Source organism: Providencia sp. PROV033, assembly GCF_028484855.1.
In the GTDB taxonomy this organism is placed as follows: Bacteria; Pseudomonadota; Gammaproteobacteria; order Enterobacterales; family Enterobacteriaceae; genus Providencia; species Providencia alcalifaciens.
Genome location: NZ_JAMPSW010000014.1, coordinates 1 through 20,145, shown reverse-complemented (window position 1 = coordinate 20,145; position 20,145 = coordinate 1). Strand labels below are relative to the sequence as shown.

Sequence of the window (20,145 nt, the reverse complement as noted above, 5' to 3'; positions counted from 1 at the left end):
GTAAAGAGGATCTCGTGGGTAACTTGTCTCTCGATTTTTCACAAAATGAATTTCAACCACTGGCTGCACGTATGCGGCCAGAAACCCTTGAGCAATATATAGGTCAAAAGCATTTACTTGCCGAAGGTAAACCGTTACCAAGAGCGATTAGGGCAGGTCATTTACACTCGATGATCTTGTGGGGACCTCCGGGAACGGGTAAAACCACATTGGCTGAAGTTATTGGTCACTATGCACAAGCAGATATCGAGCGCATCTCGGCAGTGACTTCGGGGATCAAAGAGATCCGTGAGTCTATCGAAAAAGCGCGCCAGAATCTTAGTGCAGGGCGCAGAACTATTCTGTTTGTGGATGAAGTTCATCGGTTTAACAAAAGCCAGCAAGATGCTTTTTTACCCCACATTGAAGACGGGACGATCACCTTCATTGGCGCGACAACGGAAAACCCTTCATTCGAGCTTAATTCAGCACTGCTTTCTCGTGCGAGAGTCTATTTGTTAAAATCATTAGAAAGTAGCGAAATTGAAGAGGTGTTACTTCAAGCTCTCGGGGATAGCGTTCGCGGATTAGGCGGGCAAAATATTATTCTCCCCGATAGCACAAGAAAAATGATTGCTGACTTAGTCAATGGGGATGCGCGACGTTCGTTAAATCTGCTAGAAATGATGGCGGATATGGCTGAGGCTGATAATCAAGGTCAGCGTATTTTAACGGCGGAGTTACTCAAAGAAGTCAGTGGCGAACGAGCGGCTCGTTTTGATAATAAAGGCGACCGTTACTATGACTTGATTTCAGCACTTCATAAATCTGTTCGTGGCTCTGCGCCTGATGCCGCTCTTTATTGGTATGCCCGCATTATCACGGCGGGTGGTGACCCACTCTATGTTGCTCGCCGCTTATTAGCAATCGCGTCAGAAGATATCGGAAATGCAGATCCTCGTGCAATGCAGGTCGCTATTTCAGCGTGGGATTGTTTTACCCGTGTAGGGCCTGCAGAAGGTGAGCGTGCGATTGCTCAAGCCATTGTATATCTTGCATGTGCCCCGAAAAGTAACGCCGTGTATACCGCGTATAAAGCCGCGATTAAAGATGCTCAGATGCAGCCAGATTATGATGTTCCTGAGCACTTAAGAAATGCCCCCACTAAGTTAATGAAAGAGTTAGGGGTTGGCAAAGAGTATCGTTATGCTCATGATGAGCCTAACGCGTATGCGGCGGGTGAAAACTATTTCCCTGAGCCGATGAAAGCGACGCAATACTATTATCCAACCGCGCGTGGGCTAGAAGGCAAAATTGCCGAAAAACTCGACTGGTTAGCCCAACAAGATCAAAATAGCGCAACAAAACGCTATCGCTAAGCGGGTCAATGCGATAAGGTTATAACGCAATAAAATAATTTAAATATAACGCCGGAGCGCGTTATATTCGTTCTCACAATTGACTAACAAAATCACAGGATAAGCATGCTCGATCCAAATTTACTGCGTACGGAGCTAGACGCGGTTGCTACAAAACTGGCTCGCAGGGGTTTTACCCTTGATGTGGAAACGCTGCGTGAATTAGAAGAACGCCGCAAAGTTTTACAAGTTGAAACTGAAACCCTGCAAGCAGACCGTAACTCGCGATCGAAAACTATTGGTGCAGCTAAAGCGCGTGGTGAAGATATTGAGCCATTACGTCTGGAAGTGAACCAATTAGGCGAAAAATTGGATGCTGCTAAAGCAGAGTTAGATAAACTGCAACAAGAAATCCGTGATATTGCATTGAGTATCCCGAATATTCCTGATGATGAAGTACCAGATGGTAAAGATGATTCAGAAAACTTGGAAGTTTCTCGTTGGGGTGAACCGCGCCAATATGATTTTGAAGTCAAAGATCATGTGAGCTTGGGCGAACTGGCTGGTGGTTTAGATTTCCCTGCTGCAGTGAAACTGACTGGCGCACGTTTTGTTGTGATGAAAGGTCAAATTGCACGTATGCATCGTGCATTAGCTCAGTTTATGCTGGACTTGCACACAGAAAAACATGGCTACCAAGAGCTGTATGTACCTTATTTAGTCAACCATGCCACTCTGTATGGTACAGGTCAGTTACCTAAATTTGGTGAAGACTTATTCCACACTAAACCATTGGAAGAAGAAGCGGATAGCAGCACTTATGCGTTGATCCCAACGGCGGAAGTGCCTGTGACTAACTTAGTGCGTGATGAAATTTTAGATGAAGACGCACTTCCTCTGAAAATGACGGCTCATACCCCATGCTTCCGTTCAGAAGCAGGATCTTATGGTCGTGATACGCGCGGTCTGATCCGTATGCACCAGTTTGATAAAGTCGAATTAGTGCAAATTGTGCATCCAGAAAAATCAATGGCAGCATTGGAAGAGTTAACGGGGCACGCTGAGAAAGTTCTGCAATTATTGAACTTACCGTACCGTAAAGTATTACTGTGTACTGGTGACATTGGTTTCGGTTCTCGCAAAACTTACGACTTAGAAGTCTGGTTACCTGCGCAAAATACGTATCGTGAAATCTCTTCTTGCTCAAATATGTGGGATTTCCAAGCCCGTCGTATGCAAGCACGTTTCCGTGGTAAGAGTGATAAGAAAACCCAACTGGTTCATACATTGAATGGTTCTGGTTTAGCGGTAGGTCGTACTCTGGTTGCTGTGCTGGAAAATTACCAGCAAGCGGATGGTCGTATTGAAGTGCCTGAGGTATTACGTCCGTATATGAATGGCTTAGAATATATCGGTTAATTGATATATTAGGCGTTAAAGGCTGAGTCTAGTTTTAAACTGGGCTCAGCCTTTTTTATTTGCACATAAAAAATCCCCCAAATGTTTCTCAATGGGGGATTTGAGTCGTTTTAAATTGCAAACCATCAACAAAGCAAATGAGCACGATATCTCAGCTGTGATTACATAATCAATGAGCTGGTTTGTGACTGTTTAGTCTCGGTAAAAAAGATACTGCGGTATGTGCTGTAGTATGTCGCATACATAATTGGCATAGAAATAAACAGACCTAATCCAAAAGGAATGATAGAGACAAACATCAGTACCATGGCAATCAGGAAGAATAGGAAACCAGGCAATAGGTTTTTCTTGACGGCTTGTAAGCTGGCGGAAATAGAAGTACCAATTTTAAAGTCATGGTTCATGATTAACGCAGGGGCAAACCACGTCAATGCGGTACCAAATAAGCTGGCTAATGCCATGACAATTCCAGCGACGACGAATGACCCCGTTGATGCGAAAAATGCAGCATCAGAAATTCCATCATATTGATCGGCTTGCATCACTAAACTAAAGATTGCGGAACCTGCGATGAGGAACGCAATTAACATGCCTACCATATTTGCGGCGAAGTTAATGGCGCCGACAGCAAACAGTTCACCAAATTTCTTTTGGAATCCAGAGAAAAGTAAGCCAATATCCGCTTCACCGGTTTTGCGCTGATTTTCGCAAATGGCAATAATCCCACCCACAAAAACAGGCGTAACAAAGCTGACGAACATGCTAACGAGTGGCAAGAAAGCCATGGCAAAAATAATCAGGAAAAAGACGATGTTAATGAGGATCCACATCCCTAATTTTTCCTTGACCAGTGCCCATGCTTGGCTGATCCATTCAACGCCTTCTCCTGCTTGAACGGCATTAGGTTCTGGTGTAAATACAAAGCTATCGATGGGCTCGGGTGGTGTCATAGGCGAAATGTCGTTATCAACATTATCGTGTTCATTGTTCATAGTGAGTGACCTATTTAGTAGTGATGAATTAGCAATATTTATTATAGAGTTATGTTGCTATTAATAAATTAAATTTAACGTGCGGATTATGCCTAAAAACCGTGCCTGTTCAAAGCAGAGTAATCTGGTAACGAGAAGAGAGGTCGGATGCGAAGAGATTATATGAAATAGGCTCCCAGAAGGGAGCCTATGAAGAAATTAGTACATGACTTTTTTGCTGTAGCTTTCGAGGATACTTTTGACTCTTTCCATTACCTCTTTTGACGGTGGTCTCACGCCATCAAGTTTGTACTCTTCACCCATGGCTTCCCATTTGTGTTTGCCCAGCTCATGATAAGGGAGTAATTCAATTTTCTCGATATTATCCATATCTTTAACAAACTCACCGAGCATATGAACTGAATGATCATCGTCACTCCAACCTGGCACGACAACATAACGGATCCACGTTTTTTGGTTACGTTTTGCAAGGTAGCGGGCAAATTCTAAAGTGCGATGATTGGAAACCCCGACTAGTTTTTGGTGAATTTCGTCATCAAGCTGTTTCAAATCTAGCATCACAAGATCAGTGACATCCATTAGCTCATCAATGACAGGGTCATAGCGACGAACAAACCCGTTAGTGTCTAAGCATGTATGAATGTTCTCTTTTTTGCAGGCACGGAACCAATCACGGACAAAATCAGCCTGTAAAATAGCTTCACCACCTGATGCCGTGACACCACCGCCGGTTGCGTTCATAAAATGGCGGTAAGTGACCGCTTCTTTCATTAACTCATCAACGGTAACCATGTTACCTGTATGGGTATCCCACGTATCACGGTTATGGCAATACAGGCAGCGCATTAGGCAGCCTTGGAAGAAAACGATAAAGCGGATCCCTGGACCGTCGACGGTACCACAGGATTCAAAAGAGTGAATTCGTCCAAACGTCGCGGGTGGCGAGGTGGTCGAAATTTCAGTCGTTGGAATAGTCTTTTGCGTTGTTGACATAGCAGGAACTCACAGAATGTAGAATTATAATCTCTTATCTTTGACTAAGATAGAAAGGCCCCAATGGGAGGGGCCTTTTATTTATTTTACGTTATAGAATCTTAGCGCAGTATTACAGAGTACTGGTGAAAGTACGAGTAATAACGTCTTGCTGCTGTTCTTTAGTCAGAGAGTTAAAACGCACCGCATAACCCGATACACGGATAGTCAGTTGTGGATATTTCTCTGGGTTTTCCATCGCATCTAACAGCATTTCACGGTTCATCACGTTCACGTTTAAGTGCTGACCGCCTTCGATAGAAGATTCATGATGGAAGTAACCATCCATCAGACCCGCTAAGTTAGTTTTACGCACTTCGTCATCTTTACCTAACGCATTTGGCACGATAGAGAAGGTATAAGAGATACCATCTTTTGCGTAAGCAAATGGCAGTTTAGCAACAGAAGTCAGAGATGCTACCGCACCTTTTTGGTCACGACCGTGCATTGGGTTAGCACCTGGTCCGAATGGTGCACCAGCGCGACGACCATCTGGGGTGTTACCTGTTTTCTTACCATACACAACGTTAGAAGTAATGGTCAGAACAGACTGAGTTGGAACCGCGTTACGGTAAGTAGGCAGTTTCTGAATTTTCTTCATGAAACGTTCTACTAAGTCACAAGCGATATCATCAACACGTGGGTCATTGTTACCAAATTGTGGATATTCACCTTCGATTTCGAAGTCGATAGCGATACCGTCTTCATCACGAATTGGTTTAACTTTTGCGTACTTGATTGCAGACAGTGAGTCAGCAGCAACAGACAGACCTGCGATACCACATGCCATTGTACGGTAAACATCACGGTCATGAAGCGCCATCAGTGCTGCTTCATAGCTGTATTTATCATGCATGAAGTGGATGCAGTTCAGCGCAGTAACGTACTGAGTTGCTAACCAGTCCATGAAGTGGTCCATTTTGTCCATCACGGTATCGAAGTCGAGAACTTCATCCATGATAGGTGCGTGTTTAGGACCCACTTGCATTTTCAGTTTTTCGTCCACACCACCATTGATGGTGTACAGCATTGTTTTCGCTAAGTTTGCACGAGCGCCGAAGAACTGCATTTGTTTACCAACAATCATTGGGCTTACGCAACATGCGATTGCGTAGTCATCATTGTTGAAGTCAGGACGCATTAAATCGTCGTTTTCATACTGTACAGAAGAGGTGTCGATAGAGACTTTTGCTGCGAACTTTTTGAAGTTCATTGGCAGTTTTTCTGACCACAGGATAGTCATGTTAGGCTCTGGAGATGGGCCCATGGTATACAGTGTGTTCAGGAAACGGAAGGTGTTTTTAGTCACCATAGTACGGCCATCAAGACCCATACCTGCCAGTGATTCTGTTGCCCAAATTGGGTCACCAGAGAACAGCTCATCGTATTCAGGTGTACGTAAGAAACGAACCATACGCAGTTTCATGACTAAGTGGTCAATCAGTTCTTGCGCTTGTTCTTCTGTGATTTTACCTGCATCTAAGTCACGTTGGATGTACACGTCTAAGAACGTAGATACACGACCAAATGACATTGCCGCACCGTTTTGAGATTTAACAGCCGCTAAGTAACCGAAGTAAGTCCATTGAACTGCTTCTTGTGCGTTAGTTGCAGGACCAGAGATGTCGTAGCCATATTTAGCTGCCATCTCTTTGATTTGACCCAGTGCACGATGTTGCTCCGCAATTTCTTCGCGCAATTGGATAGTCATTTGCAGGTCTTCACCTTTCTCTAATCTTTCTTGCAGAGAAGTGAATTGGTTGAATTTGTCTTTCATCAGGAAATCAATACCGTACAGAGCAACACGACGGTAGTCACCGATGATACGACCACGACCATAGGCATCTGGTAAACCGGTTAAGATACCGGATTTACGGCATTTTAAGATGTCTGGAGTATAAACATCGAAAACACCTTGGTTGTGAGTTTTACGGTATTCAGTGAAGATTTTTTTCAGGCTAGGATCTAAAGTACGATCATAAGCTTTACATGAACCTTCAACCATTTTGATACCACCGAACGGGATAAGGCCACGTTTCAGAGGTGCGTCAGTTTGTAGACCAACGATAGTTTCTAATTCTTTGTTAATGTAACCAGCATCATGGGAAGTGATTGTTGATGCAAGGTCTGTATCAAAATCAACTGGTGCGTGAGTGCGGTTTTCGATTTTGATCCCTTCCATGACTTTTTCCCACAGCTTATCAGTTGCTGGAGTTGAGCCTGCTAAGAAAGATTCATCACCTTCATACGGAGTATAGTTTTTCTGAATAAAGTCACGGACGTTGACGTTATTCTGCCAGTCACCTTGGCTAAAACCTTGCCATGCTAAAGCGAATTTTTCATTTAATTCGGACATGATACTTTTACCTTTTAACAATGGATCTTTGAGGGATCTTAATAAATCTTTGTGTACGTGTAATAACAATTATATTAACAAATTTCGATTAATGTTTTTCGTTATTACGCAGATGCATTAACCAGTAAACTAGGCCGACTAACACTGCGCCGCCAATAATATTTCCGATAGTCACTGGTATTAAATTGTCACTGATAAAGTTCCCAACCGTTAGGTTAGCGAATTGCTCAGGTGCCATGTTGATTTGAGTCCAAAATTCAACAGGGGCGAATTCTTTAATCATGATACCCATAGGGATCATAAACATATTTGCGATACTGTGCTCAAAACCGCTGGCGACGAACATCGCAACAGGCAGAATCAAGGCGACAAATTTATCGGTTAGGCTACGACCGGCATAACTCATCCAAACAGCTAAGCAAACCATTAAGTTAGCTAAAATACCAAGGAAGACAGCTTCCACAAAAGTGTGGTGTAGTTTGTAGTTGGCGGTTTGTAGTACGTTCAAACCCCATTGACCGTTTGCGGCAACATATTGCCCTGCAAACCAAATAACCGCGACAAAAAACAGTGCGCCGACTAAGTTGCCAATATAAACGTGGAACCAGTTGAGGAGCATTTGACCCCAAGAGATTTTTCCTGTGGCTTTAGCAACAACGGTTAAAACAGTGGATGTAAATAAGTCGGCTCCACAGACCACTACCAACATTAATCCAAGAGAGAAGCAGATGCCCCCAATCAGTTTGGTGAAGCCATAAGGCGCACTCGCGGTACCCGTAGTAGCTGTGATATAGAACACAAAAGCGATAGAGATAAAGATACCAGCGGTGAATGCTGACAAGTAAGTCATGGCGGGGTGTTTGTTGACTTTATAAACGCCCACATCATTAGCGACTTGAGCCATTACAGCAGGGGGTAATAAATTAAAAGGGTTGTCAGCTTTCATACCAACACTCTCTTACAAAGTTGATTAATTATAGCACGCAATTATAGTAACAAACGGGTGTGGTGATAAATTTGATGTGGATCATGAAGTGTTAAGAGAACGGGGGTGAAATAGGTCTAAAATCGTCAAAATTAAAGGTAACGTTATGATTTAATTATAAAAAATATTTTTTAAATTTTATAAAAAATTTTTATAAAACCACGAAAAACGGTCTTCAGAAGTAAAATGTTACAGATGATTGTTAACGAATATCGATAATTATTATGTGATTGAAATTAAATATTGCTTAAGTAAAGATAAAAGCCCGAAGGCCTTTATCTTATTGTCGTCAATTACGCGTTAGCGCGCTTGGCTCTTTGCAGCTTTTCGTAAGCAGCGAGTAGTCCTTGATGAGCCGGTAATGCTTTTAATTCTGCATCTACTGACCATAATCCATAGAAACACGATTCACCGGCGATGGCTGCGGATGCTGCATCCACCGCTTCTTGCCCATACATACGAACAAATGCTTGATAATATTGAGTAGGTTCTCTCTCTTCTTCTTGAGAAAGCAGCAGTAAGGTGTGCAAGCAACGATAGTAGTTGGCACGTTCAGGCGTGAATACTGAACTGTTGAAGTCTTGTGTCCATTCGACCCAAGCCAGTGCTTGTTCAAGATCACCACCTGCTAGCGCCAGCATTGATTTCAATTCACCGATGCGCAGGTTACTCCAGCCATTATCTTTGCCAACGGCTAAACCTAACAGCTCGCGTACGCGGGTAAAGTCATCTAAACCGTCATCATCTAACTGTTCAATTAACGCGAGGTAATCTTCTTTTTCCCATTGGCTATCTGGCAGCGCCATGATGGTGTCACGCAGGTAAGCCCCCATCGCATTGTTAGCAATGTGCAAATCTTCGACAGGATAGATATCGGACATGCCTGGTACTAAAATACGGCATGCGTATACGCCTAAATGGCTATAGTCGGCAATATAAACTTCCGCATCAAGCTTATTGAAGATGGCCATTAATGTGGCGAACTCTTCGGTCGTGGTCCCTTTAAAGCTCCAATCTACGAATGGATAATCCGCATCATCTTTAAACGTATCCCAGCTAATTAAACCGCTAGAATCGATAAAGTGAGTTTCTAAGTTCGTGTGTTCACCCACTTCTTCATCGTCAAAGGTTGGGGCGTTAAAGACATCTAAGTCTTTCAGACCACGGCCTTGCAGCAATTCAGTTACGGTACGCTCTAATGCAACACCAAAATCAGGGTGTGCACCGAAAGAGGCAAAACACGTTCCGTTTTGTGGGTTAAATAACACAACACAGATAACAGGGAATTCCCCACCTAAAGATGCATCGTAGCTGAAGATTGGGAAACCTTCATTTTCTAACGTTTCAATTGCTGCAACGACACCTGGATAGCGAGCCATCACTTCGGCAGGAATTGTCGGTAAGCTAATGCTTTCAGCAATAATTTTGTTTTTCACAAAGCGTTCGAACACTTCGGATAACCCTTGAACTCGCGCTTCATTTGCGGTGTTTCCTGCGGACATCCCATTGGATACATACAGGTTGCCCACGATATTCATCGGAATATAGACGGTGCGATTATCTGATTGGCGTGTAAATGGAAGGGCGCAGATACCACGTTCTTCATTGCCAGATTGCAGGTCGATAAGTTGGCTGCCAGCGAGTGCATTATCAGGATCGTAAAACGCAACTAAGCGCTCATCTAATAAACCTTCTGGTAGGCTGTCGTCTTCGGTGAGCGGGAACCATTTCTCATTAGGATAATGGACGAAGTCCCCTTCAGCGATAGATTTACCCAGATAAAAATCCGCAAAGAAATAGTTTGTGGATAAACGTTCAAAATACTCGCCAAGTGCAGAAGCTAATGCCGCTTTTTTACTGGCGCCTTTACCATTGGTAAAGCACAGTGGGCATTCCTTATCACGGATATGAACGGACCAAACGTTCGGTACGGGATTTAGCCAAGAGGCCTCTTCGATATCGAATCCTAGATTTTTCAGTTTAGTTTGGAATGCTTCAATGGAGACTTCGAGTGCGGCATCTTTGCCGGGAATAAATGTTTGGCTCATTGTCAGTCACTTGTAAATGGCTTGTTTCAGATAGCGACTATGATACGGATTTTTCCCAGATTGCTCACGCTTTTTATGCTGAGTTCCTGTTTTTTATTCAAGACAGAAAACAGGCAAAAAATTAGAATTTACTAAAATGACTAAGCGGATCACAAAACTCTCGGATTAAATCCACATAATAACGTAAGTTTATTTTTAATATCATGTTCGTCAATTTTAGTTAAAGGAAAATAGGATGAAAAACCGTAATAAAGCACTGTTAGCCACATTGGTTTCATTGTTTGCTGCATCTGCATTTGCACAACCGAATATTACTGTGTTGGCAACAGGCGGGACGATCGCTGGTGGGGGAGAATCAGCAACTGGCTCGAGCTATCAAGCGGGTAAGGTGGGGATTGATTCTTTACTGAATGCGGTACCAGAAACTAAAAAAATTGCCAATCTTAGTGGTGAGCAGCTTGTGAACATCGGTTCTCAAGATATGAATGATCAAGTGTGGCTAACCCTCGCTAAAAAAATCAACCAAGATTGTAATAAAACCGATGGTTTTGTCATCACTCATGGTACTGACACCATGGAAGAGACTGCCTTTTTCCTCGATTTGACTACAGCATGTAAAAAACCCATTGTAATGGTTGGTGCGATGCGTCCTTCTACTGCCTTGGGGGCCGACGGTCCATTGAATTTGTACAATGCCGTGGTACTGGCATCTGACAAATCAGCAGGGGAGCGAGGCGTGCTGATGGCAATGAATGACAAAGTGATTCAGGGTCGTAATGTGATGAAAATGAGTACAACGGAAGTTCAAGCATTCGACGCGGTGAATGCGGGAGCTGAAGGTTATATTCATGATGGTAAAGTGACTTACTACCAAGCTGCTCAGCCTCGCGGTGACAAGCCTGTTTTTGATGTGAGTAAATTAGATAAATTGCCGGAAGTCGGTATCGTTTATAACTATGCAAATGCTTCGGCTGCACCAGTAAAAGCGCTACGTGAAGAAGGAGTTAAAGGTATCGTCAGTGCGGGGGTAGGTAACGGCAATATGTATAAGACCATTTTTGATGCACTCGCGAATGCGGCAAAAGAAGATGTGGTTGTTGTGCGTTCTAGCCGAGTTCCAACAGGCTATACAACACGTAATGCTGAAGTGAATGACAATGAATATGGCTTTGTGGCTTCCGAAAGATTAAATCCACAAAAATCACGCGTATTATTACAATTAGCACTGACTCAAACAAAAGATCCGAAAAAGATTCAAGAAATGTTTGAGCAATATTAATTCTCTAAGAATAGGCGGCAGAAATGTCGCTTTGATTATGTTTTTATAACTACATCTAGAATGTGTTTCTTGATTGATAATCACATTTAAATAATCAAAATAACTCGATAATAAATTCCTATAAGATAGGTAATAAAGTTTATTATCGAGTATTTATGTATCATATATTTAACAAAATTAATTATAAAGCACCGACTTCGGGTGTTTGAGGATCGGATTTTTCTTGCTTATTTTTTTCTTTAAATGCAGTTACGTTTCCTGTCGATTGTGTGGCAGATTTAACTTCAGCAAGCCCAGAAAATATTCCGCCTTTTTTGATGGATAAATTCGAATAGCGGATAGTCCCATAAATTTCGCCATTGGTATCAATGCTGATGGTTTCCGAAATACATTCCCCTTCAACTTTACCGTTTACCCACAATTCATTACTCGTAATATTGCCGGTAACATGCCCATTTTGCATAATTTTTACGGTGTTATTTTTGCCAGTAATATTACCAATCACAGTACCATAAATATGCACTTGCTCATTGGAGGTCACATTGCCTTCAAATACGACATCTTTGGCAATGATAGTATTGGTTTTTTCTTCACTGACCGTCGGTGATGATACTTGCATTTTTTCCTCAGCGATCTGTTGAATGATTTCTTCTTTATTGATAGTGGGAGTGGGCTCTGGTTTGTTTTGTTTTTTATTGAACATGTGACTAACCTTTTTGAAATTGAAGTATAGAACCAAACAAATGATTGAAGATATAAAGGCAAGAGATGCCACAACGGTATATCTAAAAAACCACGCTATCAAAGTAAGAAACCAGAAGAAAAAACTTATGTTCAAAAACAGATAGGCTTTTTTCATCTTTTAATCTCTTACACATAAATTTAAGCATCAGTATAAATTAAAATAACACATAACAAATTAAAGAATAGAGGATGATTTTAGTTTTATCTGAAGAAATAAAGGCATGAGTTTTTAAAAAATAGTCGTTATTTTTCAGATATAGAATGGAAATAGGGAGATGTTAAGAAGGGTTAAATAAAAATACCCACAATGAACATTAAGTGGGTATTCTCAGCATTAAATCACGTCTTAATTCAATCGCTTCCTTTAAAAGAAAGAAGCGATTGATAATGTGATTATTTTGCTTCGTGTGCTTCAGTATTTTCGCGACAATTACCTTCAGCGCAGTGACCATACAGATATAAACTGTGGTTAGACAGTTTAATACCGTGACGTGCAGCGATATCATGCTGGCGTTTTTCGATTGATTCGTCTGTAAATTCGATAACCTTGCCACAATCTAAACAAATTAGGTGGTCATGGTGATGTTGCTGAGTTAATTCAAATACGGATTTTCCACCTTCGAAATTGTGACGTGTCACAATACCAGCATCATCAAATTGGTTTAATACGCGATAGACAGTTGCTAATCCGATTTCTTCACCAATATCAATCAGCTTCTTGTAGAGATCTTCCGCACTGACGTGATGGCACTCAGGCTCCTGAAGTACTTCCAAAATCTTCAATCTTGGAAGAGTGACTTTGAGTCCTGCATTTTTCAATGCTTTATTATTGTCTGTCATGCGGGCTTGTCCTGTATTTTAAATCATAAATTTAACAATAATGAGACGTTTTTAACAAAAATCCAGTTGTCTTCTAAACTGATTTACAATTATAGGCATGGAAAATAAAAATAGAAACCATGCATTGTCTCATTATTTTGATTCGAGCTTAAAAGCGAGTCCCTTAATGTGGTGGACGAATGAGCCATCATATCTAACAGTGCTCGCTTTTAATTGACAATCAATGTCATTATTAGCCAAGGATTTCAGCCAGCGACATCTCTTCAGAGATCTGTTTAACCCAAGCATTAACACGCTCTTCGGTAAGCTCTGGTTGACGATCTTCATCGATAGCAAGACCGATAAAGTGAGTATCATCAGCCATACCTTTAGAGGCTTCAAAGTGGTAGCCTTCTGTTGGCCAGTGTCCCACAATGACTGCGCCGCGGGGCTCAATGATGTCACGGATGGTACCCATCGCATCACAGAAATATTCTGCGTAGTCTTCTTGGTCTCCACAACCAAACAGCGCGACAAGTTTACCGTCAAAATCAATTTCTTCTAATGTTGGGAAAAAATCATCCCAATCACATTGAGCTTCACCGTAATACCACGTCGGGATGCCGAGAAGTAGGATATCAAATGCTTCGATATCTTCTTTGCTGCACTTAGCAATATCGTGAACTTCTGCAACATCTTTGCCTAATCTTTCTTGGATCATTTTGGCAATATTTTCTGTGTTACCTGTGTCACTTCCGAAGAAAATGCCTATAACTGCCATAAATTGATTAACCTCTTGTTTTTCTAGCAGAGAGTTTAACTTATTGATTCTACTAGAATTAAAAATAGAACGAAAATAGGTAAAATTTGCGCCTTATTTTGGCGAAAAAAACGGTGTTAGTCTGTCAAATTTGTGTGATTCATTCAGACACAGCTAGTGGTCAATTGTCTCACTAACCTGCTCAAGTTGAGCCATCAAAATTTCTTCAATTAGCTCACTTCGGCTTATATTTTTCTCTTCAGCTAATTGGTTTAAGACTGCGACAGCGTCTTCATTTAATTTCAGCTCAACTCGACGCAGTCCTTTGACTTTATCCCGTTTGAGCTGATTTCGTTTGTTAATTCTTAATTGTTCATCCCGCGACAACGGGCTAGTTTTTGGTCGCCCAGGCCTGCGTTCTTCTGCGAACAAATCCAGTGTCGTGCGATCAGTTTGTTCTTTTGCCATATCTACTATTGCTAACGGAAGGGGTGTGCCAGTATTTCAGCGCGCAATGATACCCTAGCTGAATCCCTAGTACCATAGGTGCATACCCAGCTAATTCATCTAATAGATTAAAAAAAAAGCACTTTTAAGAAAAAAGCATCACCCAACGAGGGGGAGATGCTTTTTTGTTCAGGTCAACGAGTCTGCTGCTGCCATAAATTTGCATAAATGCCATTCAATTTAAGAAGGTTTTCATGGGTTTCTGTTTCAGTCACTTCCCCATTGCAAATCACGTAAATTTTATCGGCGTTCATGATGGTATTGAGACGGTGGGCGATGCTAATTACCGTTCTACCTTGTGAAATTAATGGCATGTTTTGCATGATGGCAGATTCCGATTCGTAATCTAATGCGGATGTAGCCTCATCAAGAATTAAAATATCGGGCTCAGTAATTAATGCTCGAGCTAACGCAATGCGCTGACGCTGCCCGCCTGAAAGATTTAACCCTTTTTCAGATAAATGATAATTAAAATTATTAGGCAATGACATAATAAATTCATACGCACCTGCAAGTTTTGCTGCATGAATTAATTGTTGCTCATTTGCTTGTGGGTAACTTAAACGAATATTTTCTGCAATTGTTCCGACAAACAATGTGCTTTCTTGTAGCACGACACTCATTCGACGACGCAATGCCACTGTATCGGCAACGGCTAAATCCATTCCATCCACAATAACTTGCCCATGTTGAGGAACATATAATCGCTGTAATAGTTTTGTTAGCGTGCTTTTCCCCGAGCCAGAAGGACCCGTGATACCAATAAATTCTCCCGCCTTGATGGATAAACAGAGATTATTAAGGACTTCAGGGGTTTCTGGTTGGTAACGAAACCGGATGTTTTGAAACTGAATCTCGCCTTGAATAGCGGCGGAGCTAGCAATGCCTTGGCGCTCATTTTCAATAGGTTTATCAAGAATATCACCGACGCGACGAAGGGAAATGATCGTATGCTGAAAATCTTGCCAAATTTGAGCAAAGCGCAAAATGGGTTGAGTTACATGGGCGCTAAGCATATTAAAGGCGACAAGCTCCCCTGGAGTAATGTTGCCTGCTAGCACCTCGTTCACGCCAATCCACAGTAAAATCGCAGTAGTAATTTTACTCACTAATGTCATCAATTGCGTTGCAACCACGCTGCGCATGGATACTTTAAAGCCTTGCATCAATTGTTGACTGAGTAATTTCTGCCAACGCCTAAAAAAATATTTCTCTGTTGCGGTAGTTTTTAGGGTTTCAATCCCCGTAATGGATTCAGTTAAAAACGTAAGGCCATTTTCATCAGCTTGGTAAGATTTTTCTGTCTGTTGACGAATAATGGGACCTAAAATCATCCATAAAATAAAAAAGACGCCCATAGAACCGACGAGAGTCCAAGTCATTATGTCACTATACGAAAATAAGACGGCGACAAACAGGATCACAAAAATAAAGTCAATGAACAGCATAAGTGTTGAACCAGTCAAAAATTGACGGATATGCGCTAATTCACGGACACGAGCAATAATTTTTCCTGTTGGTCTTAACTTAAAATAATTAAGCGGTAACGCCATTAAATGGCGATAGAGTTTACCGGATAACTCTGCACTAATTTGTGTGCTGGTATGGCTGAAGATTTTATTACGAATAAAGCTATAAATAGGCTCTGCAATTGCAATGGCGAGTATGCCAAGCGCAAGAATGTGCAAATTAGGTAGGCTTCGTCCCACCAGCACTTTATCAATCAGATTTTGAAATAGTAGCGGGCTGATTAATGCAAATAGTTGCACAATTGCCGCTAGGATAAAGACATTTTTGAGTTTAAAACGCTGGCGAATAATAGAGGGAATAAACCAGCTAATACCAAATGCCCTTTTTTGTTCTGTCTCCAATTGTTCTTTAATTAGAATCACGGAGTAATGAACATCAACAGAATTATCCCACGGTTCTACGCTGTCACCTTGTGGCGTGATGACGGTGAATGGTGAGTTTTGAGTAATAATATGCCAACGTTGGTTGATTAATATTAAGGCTGGTAATGGAATATTTTGCATTTGTTGTTGAGTCAAGGACACATGCTGTGTTTCATAACCAATAATTTGTGCACATTCTCTGAGTTCTAAATCTGTTGGTGAATCACCCTGCATACCAATAGCATGCATTAATTGCCCTTGAGTGATATTTTTTTGAAAGTGATTCGCTATCCAGACTAAGGCTTCCAAGCCATTATTATTGCGCTGTTCCATGGATTACTTCTCTCTCATCGCAGTGGAGGTATATTCATTAATTGGGCTAAGCAGGTAATCAATGAGTCGACGTTTATCGGTTTTTATTTCGGCAACAATAGATAAACCCGGCGTTAATTCAACGTGTTCTCCTTCAACCAATAGTTGTTTACTGCTTAAACCAATTTGAGCCAAATACACTAAGCCTAAGTTTTCATCTTGAGTACTATCACGGGAAATAGATAGCAGTTCACCTTCAATGGTGCCGTAGCGTGTATAAGGGAATGCATCAATTTTTACATCAGCTTTTAAGCCTTCTTGAATAAAACCAATATCTTTATTCAGAATTTTGACTTCCGCGAGTTGTACATGATTATTAGGAACGATAACCATTAATTGCTGTGCTGGTTGTAAAACCGCACCGAGAGTATAAATAGCAATTTGTTGTACTGTTCCGTCAACGGGGGCACGAATAATTTCTAGTTGGTTTCTTTCTTGGTTTTTAATGAGCTCTTGCTCAAGGGATACAAATTTGAATTTAGCTTGCTGATATTTCTCATACCATTCTTGGTGTTTTTGCGCATTAATCCTATCTTGCTTTTCGCGTAAAGCATGGTGTTGGCTATTCAATATGGAGAGTTCAGATTGTTTGGCGGTTTTCTCTTTTCTAGCGAGTAATAACTCACGTTCTTGTTCTAGAAACTCTTTTTGGCTGATCAATTGTTTTTGATTCAGAGCTGTGTGCGCATCAAGTCGTTTTTTAATGTTATGCATCAATATATTGATATCTTTTAATTCACGTTCTCTTGCTTGGTAATTCACGCGATTAAGTTGAACTTCGTTAGCTATCTCGTTCAGTAATGTTTCATACTCTTTTTTAATGGTTTGGTAGCTAAGTTTTGCTTGGACTTGTTCCGTTAATGAAAGCTGAGGGTATCGTGGTGATGTCTCGATTTGCTGTTGATTGAGTAAGGCATGGTGGATCATTTCCTCACTAGCATGAAAGTTTTTCTGGTAGTGAAGGCTAACAATATCTTGGTCAACACCCAGGACTTTGACGCTGAGTAATGGATCGCCTTGTTTAACTTGCTGTCCATCTTCAACGTGGATTTGTTGTAAGCGGCTTAATTCAAAAGCTTGGATAGTTTGTGTTCTTCCCGAGACAATCAGTTTTCCCTGAGTAGTGGCTTGAACGTCCAATTTGCCAAAATATGACCATGCAATTGCAATAAAAATACCGACGCTAATGCTGATGGCCATTGTAAAAGCCAAATAAGAGGGTGGTGTTTTTAAAATAGATAAATGAGCAGGTAAAAAGCTGTTATAGCGGGTAGTGTTTGATTTTCGTTTCATGATTAACATCCATGTCATTATTTAAGAGACTGCTGAAGCGTCCATAAATGTCTATAAAATTTATTATTTTCGATTAATTGTTGGTGGCTGCCTTGCTCAACAATTTGTCCCTGTTGCATCACGATAATGCGTTGGTGATTACGGATTGTGGAAAGGCGATGGGCAATCGTAATAACAGTGCGCCCTTTGGCTATTTCTTGCATATTTTCTTGAATAATAGCTTGGGATTCGTCATCTAATGCGCTGGTGGCCTCATCGAAAATGATGATTTTAGGGTCAGCTAAAAGGGTTCTTGCGATGGCGATACGTTGGCGTTGTCCCCCTGAAAGTGATGATCCACCTTCAGCTAAAACGGTGTCATATCCCATGGGTAATTTGAGAATAAAATCATGCGCTCCCGCCATTTTTGCGGCATTCACCACTTGATCCATTGATGCATTGGGGTTCGTTTGTGCGATATTATTGAAGACAGATTGGTTGAAGAGAAAATTTTCTTGTAAAACAATACCAATTTGTTTCCTTAACGATGAAAGCTCGATAGCTGAAATTGGCGTGCCATCAAGGTAAATTGCCCCTTGTTCTGGAGTATATAAACGCAATATTAACCGAGCTAATGTGCTTTTCCCTGAACCTGAGGTACCCACGATACCGATGGTTTCGCCTGCTTTAATCGAAAGATTAAAGTTATCGAGGATAGAAGGCATATTAGGCTGATAACGGAAGCTAATGTTGTGTAGTTGAATATTGCCAATGAGTTGAACGTCATTGCCTTTTTTACTTTGCTCTATCGGAAGGTTGATTATTTGCGACAGTTTTTCTATTGCGACTTTGGTTCGAATATAGTCTCCCCATAATTTCACCAGTTTCACCAGCGGTTGGTTTGCGTGGTTGACCATCATGTGAAAAGCAATAAATTGCCCAATAGTCAATTGCAACGCGAGAACTTCGGACGCACCCACCCATAGAACAAGGGCACTGGTGACTTTTTCAATCACCATGACGATGTGCTCTGAGCGAGAACTGATTTGCCCAGAGACAAAGTTGGTTTGGCTCATATCGGCAGTTTGTGTATCCCAGCGACGGGTAAAGCTCGGTTCAATGGATAAGCTTTTGGCTGTCTCTATCCCATTCACACTTTCCGTTAAAAATGAGGTATTGATAGCAATATTTGCAAACTGCTGCTGAGCTGCCGCTTCAATCTTTGGTGTCAGCCACCATGCGACCAGCAAATAGCAGGGGATTGAACATAAGAAAAGTAAGGTAAGTGTGGTGGATAGCAGGTTCATCACATAGACGAAGACAAATAAAAATAGTACATCAACGCACAGTGTGAAAAAGCTACTCGTTAAAAATTCTCGAATGGTTTCTAATTCTTTTACTCGAGTGACAATCGCACCGATTTGTCTATTTTTAAAAAACGAAATAGGCAGATGCAATAAATGATTAACGAGTTTTAATCCTAGCGTCATATCAATACGATTGACGGTATGGTTATAAATATATTCTCTTAGACCTTTTAATATAACTTCGATGATAGCAGCAACAATTAAACCGAAAATTAAAACATCCAAGGTGGATAAACTATTATGAATAAGGACTTTATCCATAATTACTTGCATGACAATAGGCGAAGCTAAAGCCAAAATTTGTAGAATAAAGGAAAAAACCAGTACCCATGCAATAATACTACGGTACTTCATGAATTCTGTTTGGAACCATGAAATATCGAATTTTCCTTGTTTGACTTTGACGTGAAGCCAATCTCCACTCCAGTTATTTTGGAGTTCTTCATGGCTCCATATTTCAGGCGAGGATTGACCAATACGCTGAATCAGCACCTGTTCTTGATTATGATTAGCCAGAAGAAATGCATGCCCATTATTATCATATAAAATAGCGGGTGAAGGGAGTTTCTTTATTTTTTTATCACGCTGATATTTATTTTTACATTTAATCTGATATTTATCTTTTATTACTTTAATGTAATTTTCAATATGATGAATATCTTTTGTGGCTTGCTTGAAATCGTCATAGTCGATTTCACCAGAAAGCTTTGCAATTATGCTAATAAAATATAACGTTGATTGTGTTTTAACACTTTCCATTGTGTATTTTTATCATCCTATAATTTTAATAATGCTCATGTATCAATTTCGAGAATTTAGTTATTTAATCGAGATGGATAATACCGTCATCATAATTACAAGTGTATTGAAGTTCGTCTTATTATTTGAATATGAATATATTGAGGATATACCTTTGCCCCCGATATTTAAAAATTAAATATCGGGGGCAGTACTGCAAAGGATT

General features: G+C 41.0%; 15 protein-coding genes. 3 read left to right on the top strand and 12 right to left on the bottom strand.

Going from position 1 to position 20,145, the window contains the following annotated elements; translation table 11 throughout:
* The first annotated feature begins 14 nt into the window (after positions 1-14).
* Entirely contained in the window at positions 15-1,358 is a 1,344-nt protein-coding gene (locus tag PSF16_RS04250; protein ID WP_006662184.1) for a replication-associated recombination protein A, read from the top strand.
* 105 nt (positions 1,359-1,463) lie between these two features.
* A complete protein-coding gene (gene serS / locus PSF16_RS04245; protein ID WP_272688824.1) occupies positions 1,464-2,756 on the top strand; it encodes a serine--tRNA ligase in 1,293 nt (430 codons plus the stop codon).
* A 161-nt stretch (positions 2,757-2,917) separates the two neighbouring features.
* Here serS and PSF16_RS04240 read toward each other — a convergent pair whose 3' ends face one another.
* The 5 genes from PSF16_RS04240 to ycaO all read right to left on the bottom strand — a co-directional run bounded on the left by PSF16_RS04240 (position 2,918) and on the right by ycaO (position 10,169).
* On the bottom strand, positions 2,918-3,748 hold the full coding sequence (locus PSF16_RS04240) for a BPSS1780 family membrane protein (protein ID WP_272688823.1): 831 nt from the start codon (positions 3,746-3,748) through the stop codon (positions 2,918-2,920).
* A 198-nt stretch (positions 3,749-3,946) separates the two neighbouring features.
* Positions 3,947-4,741, bottom strand: coding sequence for a pyruvate formate lyase 1-activating protein (gene pflA, locus PSF16_RS04235; protein WP_272688822.1), 795 nt, complete (start codon positions 4,739-4,741; stop codon positions 3,947-3,949).
* Positions 4,742-4,853: 112 nt separating this feature from the next.
* On the bottom strand, positions 4,854-7,136 hold the full coding sequence (gene pflB / locus PSF16_RS04230) for a formate C-acetyltransferase (RefSeq protein ID WP_006662182.1): 2,283 nt from the start codon (positions 7,134-7,136) through the stop codon (positions 4,854-4,856).
* Between the two features lie 88 nt (positions 7,137-7,224).
* On the bottom strand, positions 7,225-8,082 hold the full coding sequence (gene focA, locus PSF16_RS04225; RefSeq protein WP_006662181.1) for a formate transporter FocA: 858 nt from the start codon (positions 8,080-8,082) through the stop codon (positions 7,225-7,227).
* A gap of 332 nt (positions 8,083-8,414) precedes the next feature.
* Positions 8,415-10,169 carry a 30S ribosomal protein S12 methylthiotransferase accessory factor YcaO gene (ycaO, locus tag PSF16_RS04220; protein WP_036960343.1) on the bottom strand — a complete coding sequence of 585 codons (1,755 nt, stop codon included), beginning with the start codon at positions 10,167-10,169 and terminating at the stop codon, positions 8,415-8,417.
* 235 nt (positions 10,170-10,404) lie between these two features.
* Between ycaO and ansB the strand changes: the two genes are divergently transcribed.
* Positions 10,405-11,448, top strand: a complete 1,044-nt coding sequence (gene ansB / locus PSF16_RS04215) for an L-asparaginase 2 (protein ID WP_006657793.1) — start codon at positions 10,405-10,407, stop codon at positions 11,446-11,448.
* Between the two features lie 181 nt (positions 11,449-11,629).
* Here ansB and PSF16_RS04210 read toward each other — a convergent pair whose 3' ends face one another.
* The 7 genes from PSF16_RS04210 to PSF16_RS04180 all read right to left on the bottom strand — a co-directional run bounded on the left by PSF16_RS04210 (position 11,630) and on the right by PSF16_RS04180 (position 19,940).
* The gene (locus tag PSF16_RS04210) at positions 11,630-12,151 is read right to left on the bottom strand and encodes a bactofilin family protein (RefSeq protein ID WP_117584501.1); all 522 of its coding nucleotides are present in this window, start codon (positions 12,149-12,151) and stop codon (positions 11,630-11,632) included.
* Positions 12,152-12,585: 434 nt separating this feature from the next.
* The gene (gene fur / locus PSF16_RS04205; protein ID WP_006657795.1) at positions 12,586-13,032 is read right to left on the bottom strand and encodes a ferric iron uptake transcriptional regulator; all 447 of its coding nucleotides are present in this window, start codon (positions 13,030-13,032) and stop codon (positions 12,586-12,588) included.
* A 232-nt stretch (positions 13,033-13,264) separates the two neighbouring features.
* Positions 13,265-13,792: a flavodoxin FldA gene (gene fldA, locus PSF16_RS04200; protein WP_006657796.1), complete on the bottom strand. Its 528-nt coding sequence runs from the start codon at positions 13,790-13,792 to the stop codon at positions 13,265-13,267.
* A gap of 153 nt (positions 13,793-13,945) precedes the next feature.
* The gene (gene ybfE / locus PSF16_RS04195; protein WP_006662178.1) at positions 13,946-14,239 is read right to left on the bottom strand and encodes a LexA regulated protein; all 294 of its coding nucleotides are present in this window, start codon (positions 14,237-14,239) and stop codon (positions 13,946-13,948) included.
* Between the two features lie 173 nt (positions 14,240-14,412).
* A complete protein-coding gene (locus tag PSF16_RS04190) occupies positions 14,413-16,503 on the bottom strand; it encodes a type I secretion system permease/ATPase (protein WP_224050922.1) in 2,091 nt (696 codons plus the stop codon).
* Between the two features lie 3 nt (positions 16,504-16,506).
* Entirely contained in the window at positions 16,507-17,835 is a 1,329-nt protein-coding gene (locus PSF16_RS04185) for an HlyD family type I secretion periplasmic adaptor subunit (protein ID WP_272688821.1), read from the bottom strand.
* Positions 17,836-17,852: 17 nt separating this feature from the next.
* Positions 17,853-19,940 (bottom strand): peptidase domain-containing ABC transporter, encoded by a 2,088-nt coding sequence (locus PSF16_RS04180; protein WP_036960352.1) that lies wholly within the window; start codon positions 19,938-19,940, stop codon positions 17,853-17,855.
* Positions 19,941-20,145: the final 205 nt, after the last annotated feature.

Excerpts from the sequence above, each read along its gene's own strand:
- serS (WP_272688824.1), top strand. The coding sequence starts at position 1,464 with ATGCTCGATCCAAATTTACTGCGTACGGAGCTAGACGCGGTTGCTACA.
- PSF16_RS04240 (WP_272688823.1), bottom strand. The coding sequence starts at position 3,748 with ATGAACAATGAACACGATAATGTTGATAACGACATTTCGCCTATGACA.
- pflA (WP_272688822.1), bottom strand. The coding sequence starts at position 4,741 with ATGTCAACAACGCAAAAGACTATTCCAACGACTGAAATTTCGACCACC.
- pflB (WP_006662182.1), bottom strand. The coding sequence starts at position 7,136 with ATGTCCGAATTAAATGAAAAATTCGCTTTAGCATGGCAAGGTTTTAGC.
- focA (WP_006662181.1), bottom strand. The coding sequence starts at position 8,082 with ATGAAAGCTGACAACCCTTTTAATTTATTACCCCCTGCTGTAATGGCT.
- ycaO (WP_036960343.1), bottom strand. The coding sequence starts at position 10,169 with ATGAGCCAAACATTTATTCCCGGCAAAGATGCCGCACTCGAAGTCTCC.
- ansB (WP_006657793.1), top strand. The coding sequence starts at position 10,405 with ATGAAAAACCGTAATAAAGCACTGTTAGCCACATTGGTTTCATTGTTT.
- PSF16_RS04210 (WP_117584501.1), bottom strand. The coding sequence starts at position 12,151 with ATGTTCAATAAAAAACAAAACAAACCAGAGCCCACTCCCACTATCAAT.
- fur (WP_006657795.1), bottom strand. The coding sequence starts at position 13,032 with ATGACAGACAATAATAAAGCATTGAAAAATGCAGGACTCAAAGTCACT.
- fldA (WP_006657796.1), bottom strand. The coding sequence starts at position 13,792 with ATGGCAGTTATAGGCATTTTCTTCGGAAGTGACACAGGTAACACAGAA.
- ybfE (WP_006662178.1), bottom strand. The coding sequence starts at position 14,239 with ATGGCAAAAGAACAAACTGATCGCACGACACTGGATTTGTTCGCAGAA.
- PSF16_RS04190 (WP_224050922.1), bottom strand. The coding sequence starts at position 16,503 with ATGGAACAGCGCAATAATAATGGCTTGGAAGCCTTAGTCTGGATAGCG.
- PSF16_RS04185 (WP_272688821.1), bottom strand. The coding sequence starts at position 17,835 with ATGAAACGAAAATCAAACACTACCCGCTATAACAGCTTTTTACCTGCT.
- PSF16_RS04180 (WP_036960352.1), bottom strand. The coding sequence starts at position 19,940 with ATGGAAAGTGTTAAAACACAATCAACGTTATATTTTATTAGCATAATT.